The 15,038-nt window shown below is 72.5% G+C and carries 13 protein-coding genes; 12 read left to right on the forward strand and 1 reads right to left on the reverse strand.

The window, feature by feature from the left end; all coding sequences use genetic code 11:
* Positions 1–54 precede the first annotated feature (54 nt).
* The 7 genes from E6A21_RS09985 (at position 55) to E6A21_RS10015 (ending at position 6,982) form a co-directional block, all read left to right on the forward strand.
* A complete protein-coding gene (locus E6A21_RS09985; RefSeq protein WP_138443994.1) occupies positions 55–636 on the forward strand; it encodes a D-glycero-alpha-D-manno-heptose-1,7-bisphosphate 7-phosphatase in 582 nt (193 codons plus the stop codon).
* Positions 633–1,661, forward strand: coding sequence for a glycosyltransferase family 9 protein (locus tag E6A21_RS09990; RefSeq protein ID WP_138443995.1), 1,029 nt, complete (start codon positions 633–635; stop codon positions 1,659–1,661). The genes E6A21_RS09985 and E6A21_RS09990 overlap by 4 nt, the downstream gene beginning before the upstream one ends.
* On the forward strand, positions 1,661–2,728 hold the full coding sequence (locus E6A21_RS09995) for a glycosyltransferase (RefSeq protein ID WP_138443996.1): 1,068 nt from the start codon (positions 1,661–1,663) through the stop codon (positions 2,726–2,728). The genes E6A21_RS09990 and E6A21_RS09995 overlap by 1 nt, the downstream gene beginning before the upstream one ends.
* Positions 2,729–2,757: 29 nt before the next feature.
* Positions 2,758–4,047, forward strand: a complete 1,290-nt coding sequence (locus E6A21_RS10000; RefSeq protein ID WP_138443997.1) for a glycosyltransferase — start codon at positions 2,758–2,760, stop codon at positions 4,045–4,047.
* Positions 4,044–4,739, forward strand: coding sequence for a D-sedoheptulose-7-phosphate isomerase (locus tag E6A21_RS10005; protein WP_246036339.1), 696 nt, complete (start codon positions 4,044–4,046; stop codon positions 4,737–4,739). Before E6A21_RS10000 ends, E6A21_RS10005 begins: the two co-directional genes overlap by 4 nt.
* A gap of 1 nt (position 4,740) precedes the next feature.
* The gene (locus tag E6A21_RS10010) at positions 4,741–6,123 is read left to right on the forward strand and encodes a PfkB family carbohydrate kinase (RefSeq protein WP_138443998.1); all 1,383 of its coding nucleotides are present in this window, start codon (positions 4,741–4,743) and stop codon (positions 6,121–6,123) included.
* Between the two features lie 154 nt (positions 6,124–6,277).
* Positions 6,278–6,982, forward strand: coding sequence for an SDR family oxidoreductase (locus E6A21_RS10015; RefSeq protein WP_138444096.1), 705 nt, complete (start codon positions 6,278–6,280; stop codon positions 6,980–6,982).
* A 115-nt stretch (positions 6,983–7,097) separates the two neighbouring features.
* On the opposite strand, the gene E6A21_RS10020 is transcribed toward E6A21_RS10015, so the two are convergent.
* Entirely contained in the window at positions 7,098–8,195 is a 1,098-nt protein-coding gene (locus E6A21_RS10020) for a glycosyltransferase family 9 protein (RefSeq protein ID WP_138443999.1), read from the reverse strand.
* Between the two features lie 101 nt (positions 8,196–8,296).
* On the opposite strand from E6A21_RS10020, the gene E6A21_RS10025 reads away from it, so the two are divergent.
* The 5 genes from E6A21_RS10025 (at position 8,297) to E6A21_RS18300 (ending at position 15,004) form a co-directional block, all read left to right on the forward strand.
* The gene (locus E6A21_RS10025; RefSeq protein WP_138444000.1) at positions 8,297–9,760 is read left to right on the forward strand and encodes an aldehyde dehydrogenase family protein; all 1,464 of its coding nucleotides are present in this window, start codon (positions 8,297–8,299) and stop codon (positions 9,758–9,760) included.
* Positions 9,761–9,762: 2 nt separating this feature from the next.
* Positions 9,763–11,394, forward strand: a complete 1,632-nt coding sequence (locus E6A21_RS18140; RefSeq protein WP_138444001.1) for a PfkB family carbohydrate kinase — start codon at positions 9,763–9,765, stop codon at positions 11,392–11,394.
* A complete protein-coding gene (locus E6A21_RS10035) occupies positions 11,391–12,284 on the forward strand; it encodes a glycosyltransferase family A protein (RefSeq protein WP_246036341.1) in 894 nt (297 codons plus the stop codon). The genes E6A21_RS18140 and E6A21_RS10035 overlap by 4 nt, the downstream gene beginning before the upstream one ends.
* Positions 12,285–12,786: 502 nt before the next feature.
* Positions 12,787–13,467 (forward strand): DUF6328 family protein, encoded by a 681-nt coding sequence (locus E6A21_RS10040; protein WP_212745903.1) that lies wholly within the window; start codon positions 12,787–12,789, stop codon positions 13,465–13,467.
* Between the two features lie 37 nt (positions 13,468–13,504).
* Positions 13,505–15,004, forward strand: a complete 1,500-nt coding sequence (locus E6A21_RS18300) for an aminotransferase class I/II-fold pyridoxal phosphate-dependent enzyme (protein ID WP_138444002.1) — start codon at positions 13,505–13,507, stop codon at positions 15,002–15,004.
* Positions 15,005–15,038: the final 34 nt, after the last annotated feature.

Genomic DNA, 15,038 nt, shown 5'->3' on the forward strand with positions numbered 1-15,038 from the left:
AGTTGCAGGAGAAAAGAAAGTTTATTGTAGCTTCTCCCGGGGCAGATTCCCGTCATGGAGAAAGCCCGTCTGGACCAGTCATGGGCGACCACCCCGGCCGCCGTGCTCTTCGACCGCGACGGTACCCTCGTGCACGACGTCCCCTACAACCGAGACCCGCAAATGGTCAGCCCGGTGCCCGGCGCTTCCGAGGCGCTCGGGCGCTTGCGCGCGGCAGGCGTGCGGACGGGCGTCGTCACCAACCAGTCCGGCATCGGGCGCGGCCTCATGGGCTCTGTCGATGTCTACCGCGTGAATCGGCGCGTCGACGAGCTGCTCGGGCCGTTCGACGTATGGCGCGTCTGCCCGCACCACCCCGAGCAGGGCTGCCGCTGCCGCAAGCCCAGGCCAGGCCTCGTCCTCTCCGCGTGCCGGGCGCTCAGGGTCGCGCCCGAGGATGTGGTCGTCGTGGGGGACATCGGCACCGACATGGAGGCCGCCGGCCGGGCCGGGGCCCGAGGCATCCTCGTTCCGACTCCCGTGACCCTCCCAGAGGAAGTCGAGGCAGCGCCCGCCGTCGCGCCTGACCTGCTCTCCGCCGTCATGCTCGCCCTTGGCGAGTCCGTGGAGTCTGCCCCTGCGGGGAACGGGCCGTGAAGCGTGTCCTCGTCGCGCGTCTCGACAGCCTCGGCGATGTCGTCCTCTCGGGGCCGGCGGTCCGTGCCGTCGCGGCGAAGGCCGAGGCCGTCCTGCTGACCGGACCCCGGGGCGCGGCGGTCGCCACGATGCTCCCCGGAGTGGCCGAGCACCTCGTGTGGGACTCACCGTGGATCGCCAACCCGGCTCCCGAGGCCACCCCACGGCATGTGCGCCGGCTCGAGCGGCTCCTCGACCACGCTCGCGTCGACGAGGCCGTCATCCTCACCTCGTTCCACCAGTCGGCGCTCCCGCTCGCGCTCGAGCTTCGCCTGTGCGGAGTCCCGCGCATCACCGCGCTCTCCGAGGACTACCCGGGCAGCCTCCTGGACGTGCGGGTCACGAGCGGCGACCTCCCCTGGGATCTGCACGAGGTCGACCGCGCCCTCGGCATCGCTGCGGCGGCGGGCTTCCCGCGCCCCGCGGACGACGACGGCCTTCCCGCCCTCCTGCCGCAGCCCCGGTCGTCGCTGCGCCCCTCGGGCGAATACGTCGTGGTGCACCCGGGCGCCGACGCCCCCGCCCGGACGTGGCCAGCGGAGCACGCGGCGCGGCTCGTCTCGCTGCTCGCCGCGGAGGGCTTCCGCGTCGTCGTCACCGGGAACGACGCCGAGCGCGGCCTGACCGCGGCCGTTGCCGGTTCGCGGGGGATCGACGCGGGCGGTGCGACCGACCTCCGGGGGCTCGTCGACCTCCTCGCCGGGGCGAGCGTCGTCGTCGCCGGCAACACGGGGCCCGCGCATCTGGCCGCGGCCGTGCGGACCCCCGTCGTGAGCCTCTTCTCTCCCGTGGTCTCTGCGCGAACCTGGGCCCCGAGGGGGTCCGAGGTCGTGGTCCTCGGCGACCAGTCGGCGGCGTGCGCTGGCTCGCGGGCCCGCACCTGCCCCCTGCCGGGGCATCCGTGCCTCGCGGGCGTCACCCCGGGCGAGGTGCTGCGCGCCGTCGAACGACTCGTCTCCCACAACACGAAGGCGGTGCCCGTCTGATGCGGATCCTTCTCTGGCACGTCCACGGCGGATGGACCGACGGCTTCGTCCGCGGCGAGCACGAATACGTGCTCCCAGTCGACGCCGAGCGGTCGGCATGGGGGTTGGGCCGCGGGGGCCGCGACTGGCCCAACGCCGCCGAGGTTCCGCTCGAGGAGCTTGCCGCCATGGCGGATACGGTCGACGCCGTCGTGCTCCAGAGGCCCGACGAGGCGAAGCGAGTGCGGGAACTCACGGGGCTCCGCCCCGGGACTGATCTGCCGGCCGTCTACGTCGAGCACAACACCCCGAAGGGCGGCGTCCCCGAGACCCGCCACCCGCTCGCCGAGCAGGGCGAGATCCCGATCGTCCACGTGACGCACTTCAACGCCCTCATGTGGGACAGCGGCAGGGCGCCCGTCCACGTGGTCGAGCACGGCGTCGTGGACCCGGGGCTCTGCTACACGGGCGAACTCGAACGGCTCGGCGTGGCGGTCAACGAGCCGGTGCGTCGCTGGCGCGTCGCAGGCACGGACCTGCTGGGCCGCTTCGCCGAGGTTGCGCCGCTCGACGTCTATGGCATGGGCGGCGACGGCCTGGTCGAAGCTACCGGGATCGACCCCTCCCGTATCCACTGGGCGGGCGATGTCCCGACGGCCCGCCTCCACGCCGAGCTCGCCCACCGCCGAGCCTACGTGCACCCGTTCCGCTGGACGTCGCTCGGGCTAGCGCTCATCGAGGCCATGATGGCCGGGCTGCCCGTGCTAGCGGTCGGCTCCACCGAGGCGTGGCGCGCCGTCCCGGCCGCGGCGGGCTGCGTGAGCTCGGACATCGGGGAGCTCGTGGCCGCAGCGCGCCGGTTCGTCGCCGACCCGGATGCGGCCCGGGAGGCCGGGCTCGCCGCACGGGAAGCGGCCCTGGCCCGCTACAGCCTGCACCGGTTCCTCGCCGATTGGGACGACGTCCTCGCCGACGTGAGCGGCGAGCCCACGGCTCCGAGACGCACGGCAGCCGTGGGGGCGGCCTCCGGCTCGGCTTCCCCCCTGCAGGCTTCTTCGGTCCGACCTGAGGCTCCGACAGTTCCGTGAGGGACCGGTCAGTGAGGAGAGAAAGCACAATGAGAATCTCGATGGTGTCCGAACACGCAAGTCCGCTCGCCACCGTGGGCGGAGTCGATGCAGGCGGGCAGAACGTGCACGTCGCGGAGCTCTCCGCTGCCCTCGTGCGCCGGGGCCACGACGTCACGGTCTTCACGCGCCGCGACAGCGAGCGGCTCCACTGGGAGCAGACGCTGCCCAACGGCGTGCGGCTCGTGAACGTGGACGCCGGGCCTGCCCGCACCGTGCCCAAGGACAAGCTCCTGCCGTACATCCCCGCGTTCGCGGAGCAGCTCGCGAACTACTGGACGGACAACCCGCCGCACATCGTCCACGGGCACTTCTGGATGTCGGGGATCGCGAGCATCGAGGCCGTCGGGAAGCTCCAGAAGCAGCTCCTCCCACCGCCCGTCGTCGCCCAGACCTTCCACGCGCTCGGCGTCGTCAAGCGGCGGCACCAGGGAACGGACGACACGAGCCCGGCGGAGCGGGAGTTCCTCGAGCCCTGGGTCGCGCGGAGCGTGGACCGCGTCATCGCGACGTGTCCCGACGAGGCGTTCGAGCTCCGGCAGCTCGGCGTGAACCGGCGCCGGATCTCCATCGCGCCGTGCGGGGTCGACGTCGAGAAGTTCACCCCGGACGGGCCCGCGCGTGCCCGTGGAAAGCGGCTCCGCCTCGCCGTCGTGGGGCGGCTCGTGCCGCGCAAGGGCGTTGACATCGTCGTCTCCGCGCTCGCGCTGCTCGCCGCGGCCGGGCGCCGCGACATCGAGCTCCTCGTGGTCGGCGGCACGAGCGGCAAGGACCGCATCGCCTCGGATCCCGAGGTCCGCAGGCTCCGGGAGCTCGCGGAGTCGCTCGGCGTGGGAGGCCAGGTCATCTTCGCCGGGCAGGTCCCGCGGGACGAGATGCCCGAGCTCTTCCGCAGCCTCGACGCCGTCGTGTGCACCCCGTGGTACGAGCCGTTCGGCATCGTCCCGCTCGAGGCCATGGCATGCGGTGTCCCGGTCATCGTCTCCGCGGTCGGCGGTCTCCAGGAGTCCGTGGTCGACGGCGTCACAGGCATCCACGTCCCCCCGAAGCACCCGGCGGCGCTCGCGGACGCGATCGCGATCCTCGCCGACGATCCGGAGCTGCGCGCCCGCTTCGGCGCCGCGGGAGTCGAACGGACCCGGACCCGGTACACGTGGGACCGGGTCGCATCCGACACGGAGAGGATCTACCGCGCCATGCTGGACCACTGGGACCAGCCGGAAGCCGACGTCGCCGCATCCAGGAGCCGTCTTCGGCACGTCGGAGAGGGGGCCCGATGAAGATGAGCCGCGCGCTCCGTGGACAGTCCCTCACGGCCACACCCGCCGCAGGACTCACCGCTATCCGGTCCGGCGGCCCCCTCGGCCCCGCCGGATTCCGTGTGCTCCCTCCCGAGCAGCTCTCGGACGGCGTCCTCGAGCACATCTTCGAGGCGAGCCAAGCGCTCGACTCGCTGCGGCGGCAGTCGGCCGTCCTCGCGCGATGGGGGCAGACCCTTGCGCATCGGCTCGCGTCGGGCGGTCGGCTGCTCGCGGCGGGCAACGGGGGTTCCGCGGCCGAGGCTCAGCACCTCACCGCCGAGCTCGTCGGGCGGTACGACGGCGAGCGGCGGCCGTTCTCGGCGATCGCACTCCACGGTGACACCTCGGCCATGACGGCCATCGGGAACGACTACGGCTACGACGAGGTGTTCGCACGGCAGGTCCGGGCGCACGCCCGGCCCGGCGACGTCGTCATCCTGCTTTCGACGAGCGGCAAGAGCCCGAACCTGGTCGCGGCCGCGCAGGCCTCCCACGAGGTCGGCGCGCTGAGCTGGGCACTCACGGGGCCGGGGCCCAACCCCCTCTCGGCCGCCGTCGACGAGGCCGTCGCGCTCGAGGGCCGCAACTGCCACGTCCAGGAGGCCCAGCTGATCGCGATCCACGCCCTGTGCGAATGCTTCGACGCCTGTGTAGCGGAAGAGGAGGACTGACATGAAGATCGCTGTCGTCGGTGACACCCTGCTCGACATCGACCTCGTCGGCCACGCCGACCGGCTGTGCCCCGACGCGCCCGTGCCCGTCCTCGACGTGGACGACCGCCTCGAGCGGGCAGGCGGCGCCGGGCTCGTCGCGACGCTCCTTGCGGACGACGGCCACGAGGTCGATTCGGTCACCGCGCTGGGGGAGGACGACGCCGCATCCCGCCTCCGCGCGCTCCTCGGCCCCGTGCGCATCCACGCGGCACCGCTCGGAGCGCCCACTCCGGTCAAGATGCGGCTCACGGCGAGCGGCCAGCGGATCGCCCGGGTGGACGAAGGCTGCGCGACCCCTCCCTACCCGGTGGTGGACGCAGGGCTCCTGTCCGTGCTCGAGGAGGCCGACGCGGTCGTCGTCGCGGACTACGGGCGCCGTTTCACGAGCGTGCCCACGGTGCGCGCGGCCCTCGAGACGGTCGCACGCCGCGTCCCCGTCGTGTGGGACCCGCATCCCCGCGGAGCGCGGCCGATCTCGGGGGCGGCCGCCGTCACGCCGAACCTGTCCGAGCTCCTCACGTTCTCCGGCCGAGAGGTCGACGAGCCGGGCGCCGTCGCGGTCGCAGCCGGTCGCATGCGGCAACGGTGGGGGGCCCGCGCCGTCGTCGTCACGCTCGGCGAACGGGGAGCGCTCGTGTGCACGCCCGACGGCGATACCCACGTCGCGGTGCCCTCTGCGGGCCTGCGGATCGAGGACCCGTGCGGTGCGGGGGACCGTTTCGCGTCGTCGCTCACGATCGCGCTCGCCCACGGAGAGCCGCTCGGCGCGGCCACCGAGGCCGCCGTCGCGACCGCCGCTGCGTTCCTCGCCGCGGGGGGCGTGGCCTCTCTGCGCCGCGGCGCGCAGCCCGGCTTCCCGGAAGCCGAGGGGACCGGCGCTTCCGCCGATTCGCCCGCCGTCGCCCTTGCCCGGCGAGTCCGCGCGGCAGGCGGAACGGTTGTCGCGGCGGGCGGCTGCTTCGACCTCCTCCACGCGGGGCACCTCCACCTCCTGCAGGCGGCGCGCGCGCTCGGCGACTGCCTCATCGTGTGCCTCAACTCGGACGACTCCATCCGGCGCCTCAAGGGGCCCGGACGGCCCGTCATGAACGAGCACGACCGCGCGGAGCTGCTCCTCGCCCTGAGCTGCGTGGATGCCGTGGAGATCTTCACGGAAGACACCCCCGAGGCCGTGCTCGAGACCCTGCGCCCCCACGTGTGGGTCAAGGGCGCGGACTACAACCCCGATGAACTCCCCGAGTCGAAGCAGCTCCGTTCGTGGGGCGGCGAGGTCGTGACCGTGCCGCTTGCGCCCGGGCGTTCGACGACGGGCCTCGCCGCGGCGATCGCAAGCCTCGGCTAGTACAGGCCTCGGCTCGTACGGGCCTCGGCTCGTACGGGCCTCGGCTAGTACGGGCCTCGGCTGGCGAAGGCCTCGGCTGTTTGAAGCTCGGCTACTGGATGACAGAGAGAGGAACGAATTGATGACGCAAGGAATGGACACCATCCCGGAGACGATGACCGACCCAAGCCACCCCCTCAAGGGCGCACGCGTCCTCGTGACCGGCGGCGCCTCGGGGCTCGGCGCCGCGGTGGTCGAGGCGCTCACGGCCGAGGGCGCGCTCCCGCTCGTCCTCGACCGCCAGCCGGTCGAAGCGCCGGCCCGCGGCTGGGTCGTCGACCTCTCGGGGCGTGAGGCCGCGGAAGCCGCGGTCGCCCAGGCGGCCGAGGACGCCGGCGGCATCGATGCGATCGTGTGCGCGGCCGGCATCGACCGCTGCGGGGAGCTCAACGAGGTTCCTGCGGAGGAATGGGAAAAAGTGATCTCGGTGAATCTGCTCGGCACGGCGGCCGTGGTCCGCGCGGCGCTGCCGCACCTCCTGCGCAGCCACGGCCGAGTCGTCACGGTCGCCTCGACGCTCGGCCTGCGCGGAGCGGGCGGGGCGACGGCCTACTGCGCCTCGAAGTTCGGCGTGATCGGGTTCAGCCGGGCCCTCGCGGCCGAGCTCAAGGGCAGGGTCGGCGTGACTACCCTCATCCCCGGCGGCATGGACACCGCGTTCTTCGACGACCGCCCGGAGCAGTACAAGCCGCACGACCGGACCAACCTCAACCGCCCCTCCGACACGGCGCGCTCAGTGATCTTCGCGCTCTCCCAGCCCCGCGGCTGCGAGGTCCGCGAGCTCCTCGTGATGGGCTCGATGGAAGATTCCTGGCCGTAACCTCAGTGGCTTGATCGACGAGACCCGAGCTGACGGACGAGGCCGCAGGTGAATCCCTGCGGTCTCGTCCGTCAGGTGCGGTCTCGCTGAGACGCATCCCAGCTGAGAGGGCGGTTCAGTGGCCCGCGAGGAGATCCTTCGCGTCCTGCAGGACTGCCTCGGCGGGCACGGCGTCCACCCACGTCACGGCGTGGTCGCAGCGCCGCCCGAACGGGTCTGTGCCGTCCGCGCCGCACACGGGGCAGTCGCCCCGCCATGCGATCTGCACCCGGTGGAGGCGCCGCCCCTCCGGCCCGGCGTTGATGACGTTCCCCACCCAGTAGACCGACGCCGTCGGGGTCCCGAGCGCCTGCGCGAGGTGCCGCGGGCCGCTGTCGTTCGCGACGACGAGGCGCGCGTGCGCCAGCAGCCCCACGAGTGCCCTCACGCTCGTGCGTCCGGCCGCCGAGGAGATGAGCACGTCGCGCCCTGCGAGGTCCAGGGCCTTCTCCGCGATCCCATCCGCGAGCTCCTTCTCGCTCGGGTCGCCCACCACGATGACCTGCCAGCCGTCCAGTGCCAGCTCGGCGGCTACGGCGGCAAAGCGCTCTGCCGGCCAGCGGCGCCGGGGATCGGTCGCGCCCGCATGCACGACGACGAGTCCCGGCGCCCCTGGCACGAGCCACGGTCGCGCTGCTTCGGCATCCGCGGGCGTGGCGACGAAGCGCGGTTCGTGGTCGAGGGGCGCCGCGCCCGCGAGGGCGACGACCTCGAGCCAGCGGGCAGCCTCGCGCTGGTAGTACAGGTGGGGGAGCATCCGCTCGAGCGGCTCTGCGTCCGGCGTCGCGCAGCCGACCGTGTGCCGGGCCTCGAGCGCGTTGACGAAGGGGTTGGAGTTCCGCCCGCCGCCGTGGAGCTGGAGGGCGAGGTCCACGCCGTCGGCCCGCAGCTTCTCGATGACCTCCATGGTCTCGCGGTGCTCGCGCCAGCCGCGGCCGTCGGGCGTCACGGCGTCCGGGAAGACAGGCACGACGACGGCCCGGTCCACGGGGCTCGGGCGGTCCTCGAGGAGGCTGGCCAGGAGGGGGGTCGTGAGCATGACCTGCTCCGCCGTCGGGTAGACGGCGCGGATCGCCTCGAGTGCGGGCAGCGTCGAGAGCAGGTCGCCGATCCCGCCTCCGCGCAGGATCGCGATGCGCTCGACGTCGTCGAAGAGCTCAGGGGTGTCTGTCATGGTGGAGGGCTACCCTCCCCGCGGATCTCGGAAACCCTGACCCGCTGCTTGGGGAGACCGCCCGCGGGTAACCCCTCGATGCACTCAATCAGGAGGATTTGATGAGCCCCGCTTTGCCCGATCGGGCAGCACAGCCACAGCCTCTCACCGCGCCCCTTCCCGTCGTGGAAGGTGCGGCGCCCGAGGCTCAGACCACGAACGAGGGAGGCCATCGCCGGGACCCGCGTACCGGTGGGCTGCTTGCCTCCGTAGAGTTCAGCGATCCGGACCGCGCCGAAGTGGTCCTCCGCACTGCCCGCCAGGCCTGGGTCGAGTGGCGGCGCTCGCCCCAAGCCGACCGGGCGGCAGCACTGCGCGAACTGGCCACCGCCGTCGACGACGCGGCGGAGGACCTTGCCGACCTCAACCTCCGCGAGACGGGGCGCATCTTCGCGGATTCGCTCGCGGGCATCCGTGCAGGGGCGGAAGCCCTGCGCCGCTACGCCGAGCTGAGCCTCCTGCGCTCCGGCCCCAGCCTCGCGGGAGTGGTCTCCGGCCTCGACTTCACCGTTTTCGAACCCTACGGAGTCGTCCTCGGACTCACCTCGTGGGACGACCCCGTCGCGACCGCGTGTGCGGTCGCCGGGGCGAGCCTCGCGGCCGGCAACGTGGCCGTGCTCAAGCCGAGCGAGCGGTGCCTGCTTGTCGCACGACGGCTGGGCGAGGTCTTCGAATCGGTGACCCCGCCGGGCGTCCTGAGCACGGTCCTCGGGGACGCCGAGCTCGGGGAGGCCCTCGTGCGGGACCGCCACGTCGACGCCGTCGTGCACGTCGGGGGAGCGGACATCGCGGAGAACCTCGCCGAGGCCGCGTATCGCGCCGGCGCCCGCCTCGTCCGCATCCCCTCGGGCAACGGGGCCGTGATCGTGGACCGCGGCGTGGACGTCGAGTGGGCCGCCTCGTGCGTGGCGGAGTCCGCCTTCCAGCACGCGGGTCAGCTCCGGTGGTCGGCTGGCCGGGTGTTCGTCATGGACGAGATCGAGGAGCCCTTCCTCGGTGCGCTCGCGGGTGAGGCCGCGGCGTGGGCCGACCACCAGCGCGTGGGACCGCTCGTCGACGACGAGGCGCGCCGGGCCGTCCACGATTCCGTCACAGCTTCCATCCACAGCGGAGCCGTCGCGGTCGTCGGCGCGAGCATCCCGCCCGGACCAGGCTCCTACTACCCCCCGACCGTCCTCGGCGCGTGCACTCCGCTCATGCCCGTCATGCGCGAGGACGTGCACGGGCCGATCGCGGCCCTGATGGGGGTGCGCAGCTTTGAGGAGGCGCTCGCGGAGGCCGCCGAACCGCCGTCCGGCCCGGCGGCGACCGTCCTGACTCGGGACATCGGGCACGCCCAGCTGGCCGCGGCCGAGCTGCCCGTGGCTTCCCTCACGATCAACGGCATCCCCGGCGGCTCCGACGCCCCCAGCGTCCCGCAGAGCGGGATGCCTGCAGGTTTCGGTCCGGCTCTCCTCGACGAGCTGAGCCGGCCCAAGGCTGTCCACCTCGAACCCCCCGTCACTGCGCGAGCAAGGAGACCCTGAGTATGGGAGCCGAGCACCTGATCGAGATCCTGCACGACAAGCGCCCGAGCGTCCTCGTCGTCGGTGACGTCCTGCTCGACCGGCGCTGGGAGGGGACGGCCGAGCGGCTGTGCCGTGAAGGCCCTGTTCCCGTGCTCGACGTGAAACGCACTCTCGACGCGCCAGGAGGCGCGGCCAACACGGCGATGAACCTCGCGGCCCTCGGCGCCCGGGTCCGGCTCGTCGGCGTCGTGGGCGACGACGAACCCGGCGCAGCGCTCGTCGCGAGGCTTGCGGAGGCTGGGGTCGACACGGACTCGATCGTGCGGCTTCCAGGGCGCAGTACCTCGGTCAAGGCCAGGCTCGTCGCAGAGGGCCACCTGCTCCTGCGCTCCGACTTCTGCCGGACCGCGGACGACGACGAGTCACGCGAGGCGTGCGAACGGGCCCTCGCGGCGTTCGGCGAGGCGGACGCCGTCGTGCTCTGCGACTACGGCCTTGGCACGCTCGCTGCCCTCGACCGCTCTGCCGCCCGGGCCCGCGCCCGTGCGCTCGTGGTCGACGCACGCCATCCGGCGGGCTGGGCGAGCCTGCACGCGGACGTCGTGACACCCAACGCAAGCGAGGCCGCCGAGCTCCTTGGCTCGGCCGCCCCGCGCGAGGACCGGGTCGCGTGGGCCGCCGCGCACGCCGCGGAACTGAGCCGCGCCACGGGCGCCCGGCACACCCTCGTGACCCTCGACCGCGACGGCACGATCCTCCTCGGCCCGGACCAGGCCGACCAGTCCGGCCAGTCCGACCCCGTGCGGCACAGGACCCGGGCCCGCCCGGCACCTGAGCAGAATGCCGTCGGCGCGGGCGACACCTTCGTCGCCGGGCTCGCGCTCGGCCTCGCCGCAGGCCTCCCGATCGACGACGCGGCCGACGTCGGGCAGGCCGCCGCGGACGTCGTCGTCGAGTCTCCCGGCACGTCGACGTGCACGGCGGAGCGGCTCCTCGCGGAGCTCGGCGGGGCCGCGGGGGCCGAAGGCGCGAACAACACCGGCGTGAACAACACCGGCACAACCAGCACCGGTACGGGCACGACGGCGGTCGAGGAGCGGGCGCTCAAGCGGCCGAGCGCCGTGCGGACTTGGGCGGAGACGCGGCGTGCGGTCGAGGAGGCGCGCGAGGCGGGGTTCGCCGTCGTCCTCACGAACGGGGTCTTCGACGAGCTGCACCGCGGGCACACCGCCTTCCTCGACGAGGCCGCCCGGCACGGCGGCCTGCTCGTCGTCGGCATCAATTCGGACGACTCCGTGCGCCGGCTCCGGGGCGCGCCGCCCGTGGTGGGCGAGGAGGACCGCGCGGCCGTCGTCGCGGCCCTCGGCTCGGTGGACTGCGCCGTGGTCTTCGACTCCGAGACGGCCGTGCCGCTCATCCGCGAGCTTCGCCCGGACGTGTACGTCAAGGGTGGCGACTACCTTCCCGGCATGCTCGCCGAGCAGTCCGCCGTGCGCGAGGTCGGGGGCCGGCTCGAGCTGCTCGGCTACGTCGAGCGGAAGGCCCCCGGCGTGTCCCGGGGACGCCCCGTCGGCGCCGACGCGAGCGTCGATGCAGGGTCAGACGCGAGCGGACTCGAGGATGCCGCCTCGGACTGGGGAGAACTCTCGTGACCGCGCGCGGCCCAGAGCTGTGGGGCGAGCAGTCTGGTCTCCCGGAGGCTGGGAAGCCCCCGGTCGAGGTCCTCATCCCGACGCGCAATCGGCCGGCCGAGCTCGCGACGACGCTCGCGGGGCTCGCAGCGCAGACCGACGTCGACTTCGGCGTCGTCGTGAGCGACCAGAGCGACGGCGAACCGGGCTGGAAGCATCCGGCCGCGCAGGCCATGATCCGCGTCCTCGAGGCACAGGGCCGGCCCGTCGCAGTGCATCGCCACGGGCCGCGCCAAGGCCTTGCCGAGCACCGCCAGTTCCTCCTCGAGCAGTCCGCCGCGCCGAGGATCCTCTTCCTGGATGACGACGTCTGGCTCGCGCCTGGCGGACTGCGCACGCTCCGCGAGGCCCTCGACGTGACGGGGGCGGGTTTCGTCGGCATGGCCGTCCAAGGCCTTTCCTATCTCGGCGACGAGCGCGACCGTGAGCTCGAGCCCTTCGAACCCTGGGAGGGCCCCGTCGAGCCCGAGCGGCTCGGACCCGACGAGCCGGGGTTCGAGCGCTGGACTCTGCACAACGCGGCCAACCCGGCGCATCTGGCCGCCCGCGCCCTCACTGCCGGGCGACTGCGCACCGGTGAGTGGACCGCGTACCGCGTCGCGTGGGTCGGCGGCTGCGTGCTGTTCCGCCGGGACGCGCTCGTCGAATGCGGCGGCTTCGAATTCTGGCGCGACCTTCCTCCCGTCCACGCGGGCGAGGACGTCGTCGCCCAGTGGCGCGTCATGGAACGCTACGGGGGCGCGGGCGTCCTGCCATCCCACGCTGTCCACCTCGAGAGCCCGACTACGGTTCCGGACCGCGACGCCGAGGCGACCGAGGTGCTGGGGAGCGCGGGCCAGGCGGCGCGCTGACTCGGGACGATGGCCACCGCGGCCGGACAGATCGGGGAACGATGCCCAAGGTGAGAGACCTCGTATCGCGTAGGGGACCTCATCGCCTTCCTCTCGCAGTGAGATAGGTCCGGCGAAACTCCTACTGCAGGTGTAACGGCTCTCGAATCGGGAAACGATCCAGTGTCCGAGTAACCGAGACGTCGTGAGGAGGACCATGTCTGCAGCGATGACTGTGACGTCCGAGACCACGCTTCCACCGGAGGAACGCCCCGAACCATCGCCCGACCCGGTTCCGGGACTGCCTCCACAGCAGCCGGAACCCGGCCGCGGCCCAGACGGACCGCCGGATCCCAACCAGCCGTTCCCCGGACCCGGGGGACCCCCGGATCCATTCGGGCCGGGCGGTCCGGCCATACCGGACGACTGAAAGGAAACGAAGCGGACCGCTGGCGGCACAGCCGCTGGCGGTCAATCGAATCCAGCAGGGAAGGGGCTGTCATGCCCGGCGAGAAGCGGATCGATGTCATCCGACACTGATCTGGAAGGACGAGGCCAGGACGCGCGGGGGAACGACGCGAAGAGTGACGGCGCGCGCGACGGTGTGAGCCATGCCCTGTACCGCCGGAATGAGACGTATGCAGAGAAGCTCGACCGCAACTGGGGCGAGATCCTGCAGGAGCTCCGCATCCTCCAGACCGGCCTCCAGCTCATTGCGGGCTTCCTCTTGACCCTCCCGTTCCAGAATCGCTTCTCGGTGCTGGACTCCTACGAGAAGACCCTGTACCTGGCCCTCGTCATCGTCGCCGCGACCGCGCTCTCGGTCGTGCTCATGCCCCTCGCAGTCCACCGCAGGCTGTTCCGCCACCAGGTGAAGAACCGGCTCGTGGCGAACGGGGCCTGGGCGGCGAAAGTGGGCCTCGCCCTCGCTGCCCTCCTCATCGTCGGCACGGCCGCACTCATCTTCGACGTCGTCCTCGGCCGCTGGCCGTCGTGGATCGTCGCGGGAGCCCTCGCCGCCCTGTGCGCCGTGATGTTCCTCGCCGTGCCCGTCGTCGTCGGCCGCACTCCGGAACCGGCGCTCATGACGGAGCCGGAGGAGGGGCGCGACCGGGTCTCAGACGAGCCCCACGGCGAAGTGACCGTGGAGCAGAAGAGCGCCAGCAAGACGACTGACCTGCCGAGGCAGGATCCCCAGACCTGACCCCGCCCAACCTGACCCCCTCCGGAAAGGGAGCCGAATGGACCAGAGCGAAGCACCGATTCTCGCCGCACTCGAGGACTACAAGAAGTCCGATCACTACGGCTTCACGCCCCCGGGCCATCGGGAGGGGCGCGGCGTGGACGCGAGGACGCTCCATGCGATCGGGGCGGACGCGTTCCGCTCCGATGTCCTCATGACGGGAGGGCTCGACGACCGCAAGGCGTCCCGGGGCATCCTGAAGCAGGCCGAGGAGCTCATGGCCGATGCGGTCGGCGCCGACCAGGCGTTCTTCTCGACGTGCGGCAGCTCGCTCTCGGTCAAGGCTGCGATGCTCGCGGTCGCGGGAGGCAAGGGCCAGCTCCTCGTGGCGAGGGATGTGCACAAGTCGGTCGTGGCCGGTCTCGTGTTCGCAGGCCTCATGCCCCGGTGGGTCTCGCCGTCATGGGACCCGGAGCGCCATATCGCGCACCCGCCGTCTCCCGAAGCCGTCGACGAGGGCTTCAAGCGGTACCCGCGGGCGGCGGGGTGCCTCATCGTGAGTCCGACGCCGTATGGCACCTGCGCCGATATCGCGGGCATCGCGGAGGTCTGCCACCGCCACGGCAAGCCACTCATCGTCGACGAGGCGTGGGGGGCGCACCTGCCGTTCCACGAGGACCTTCCTCCGTGGGCCATGTCGGCCGGCGCGGACGTGTGCGTCGTGAGCGTGCACAAGATGGGCGCGGGCTTCGAGCAGGGCTCGGTCTTCCACCTGCAGGGCGACCTTGTGGACAGCTATCGCCTCTCGACGTGCGCCGACCTCCTCAGCACCACGAGCACGAACGTGCTCATCCTCTCGGCGATCGACGGATGGCGGCGCCACATGGTCGAGGAAGGGCACCGGGTGCTGGGGGACGCGCTCGACGTCGCGCGCAAGCTCCGCCGCGAGATCGACGGGATGCCGGGCTTCCACGTGCTCGAGGACGAGCTCCTCGGCGCCGAGTCCTCCCACGACCTCGACAGGCTCCAGGTCCTCATGGACGTCTCGGCCCTCGGCGTGAGCGGCTATGACGCGGGGGACTGGCTGCGCGAGCACGAGGGCCTCGATCTGAGCCTCTTCGACCACGACCACATCCAGGCGGCGCTCTCGCTCGCGGACACCGAGGAGACGGCCGACCGGCTCCTCGGGTCGCTCCGCCGCCTCGCTGAGGAGGCGCCGACTCTCCCGCGCCCCCGGCCGGTTGACTTCCCCACGCCGGAGGAGCTCGAGCTCGAGCCCGCGATGCCGCCACGCGAGGCGTTCTTCGCCGAGGCCGAGCTCGTCGACGCGAAGGACGCTGTGGGGCGGATCGCCGCCGAACAGCTCACGCCCTACCCACCGGGGATCCCCGTCGTCGTCCCGGGGGAGAACATCAACGAGGCCGTTGTCGACTACCTGCGCAGCGGCGTCGCGGCGGGAATGGTCGTTCCGGGCGCCCAGGATCCGTCGGTGGAGAAGATCCGGGTCGTGGCCCACACCCGTCTGCCGTGGTCCGAGCAGCGGGCACCGCGCGCCTGAAAACGCAGGCCATTCCACAGATTTAAACCCGTGC

It is taken from the genome of Sinomonas susongensis (assembly GCF_005877005.1).
Taxonomy (GTDB): Bacteria; Actinomycetota; Actinomycetes; order Actinomycetales; family Micrococcaceae; genus Sinomonas; species Sinomonas susongensis.

Bases quoted from the DNA above. Each gene is read 5' to 3' on its own strand.
- E6A21_RS10025 (WP_138444000.1), top strand. From the start codon at position 8,297: ATGAGCCCCGCTTTGCCCGATCGGGCAGCACAGCCACAGCCTCTCACC.
- E6A21_RS10020 (WP_138443999.1), bottom strand. From the start codon at position 8,195: ATGACAGACACCCCTGAGCTCTTCGACGACGTCGAGCGCATCGCGATC.
- E6A21_RS18300 (WP_138444002.1), top strand. From the start codon at position 13,505: ATGGACCAGAGCGAAGCACCGATTCTCGCCGCACTCGAGGACTACAAG.
- E6A21_RS10015 (WP_138444096.1), top strand. From the start codon at position 6,278: ATGACCGACCCAAGCCACCCCCTCAAGGGCGCACGCGTCCTCGTGACC.
- E6A21_RS09985 (WP_138443994.1), top strand. From the start codon at position 55: ATGGAGAAAGCCCGTCTGGACCAGTCATGGGCGACCACCCCGGCCGCC.
- E6A21_RS10010 (WP_138443998.1), top strand. From the start codon at position 4,741: ATGAAGATCGCTGTCGTCGGTGACACCCTGCTCGACATCGACCTCGTC.
- E6A21_RS18140 (WP_138444001.1), top strand. From the start codon at position 9,763: ATGGGAGCCGAGCACCTGATCGAGATCCTGCACGACAAGCGCCCGAGC.
- E6A21_RS10000 (WP_138443997.1), top strand. From the start codon at position 2,758: ATGAGAATCTCGATGGTGTCCGAACACGCAAGTCCGCTCGCCACCGTG.
- E6A21_RS10005 (WP_246036339.1), top strand. From the start codon at position 4,044: ATGAAGATGAGCCGCGCGCTCCGTGGACAGTCCCTCACGGCCACACCC.
- E6A21_RS10040 (WP_212745903.1), top strand. From the start codon at position 12,787: ATGTCATCCGACACTGATCTGGAAGGACGAGGCCAGGACGCGCGGGGG.
- E6A21_RS09995 (WP_138443996.1), top strand. From the start codon at position 1,661: ATGCGGATCCTTCTCTGGCACGTCCACGGCGGATGGACCGACGGCTTC.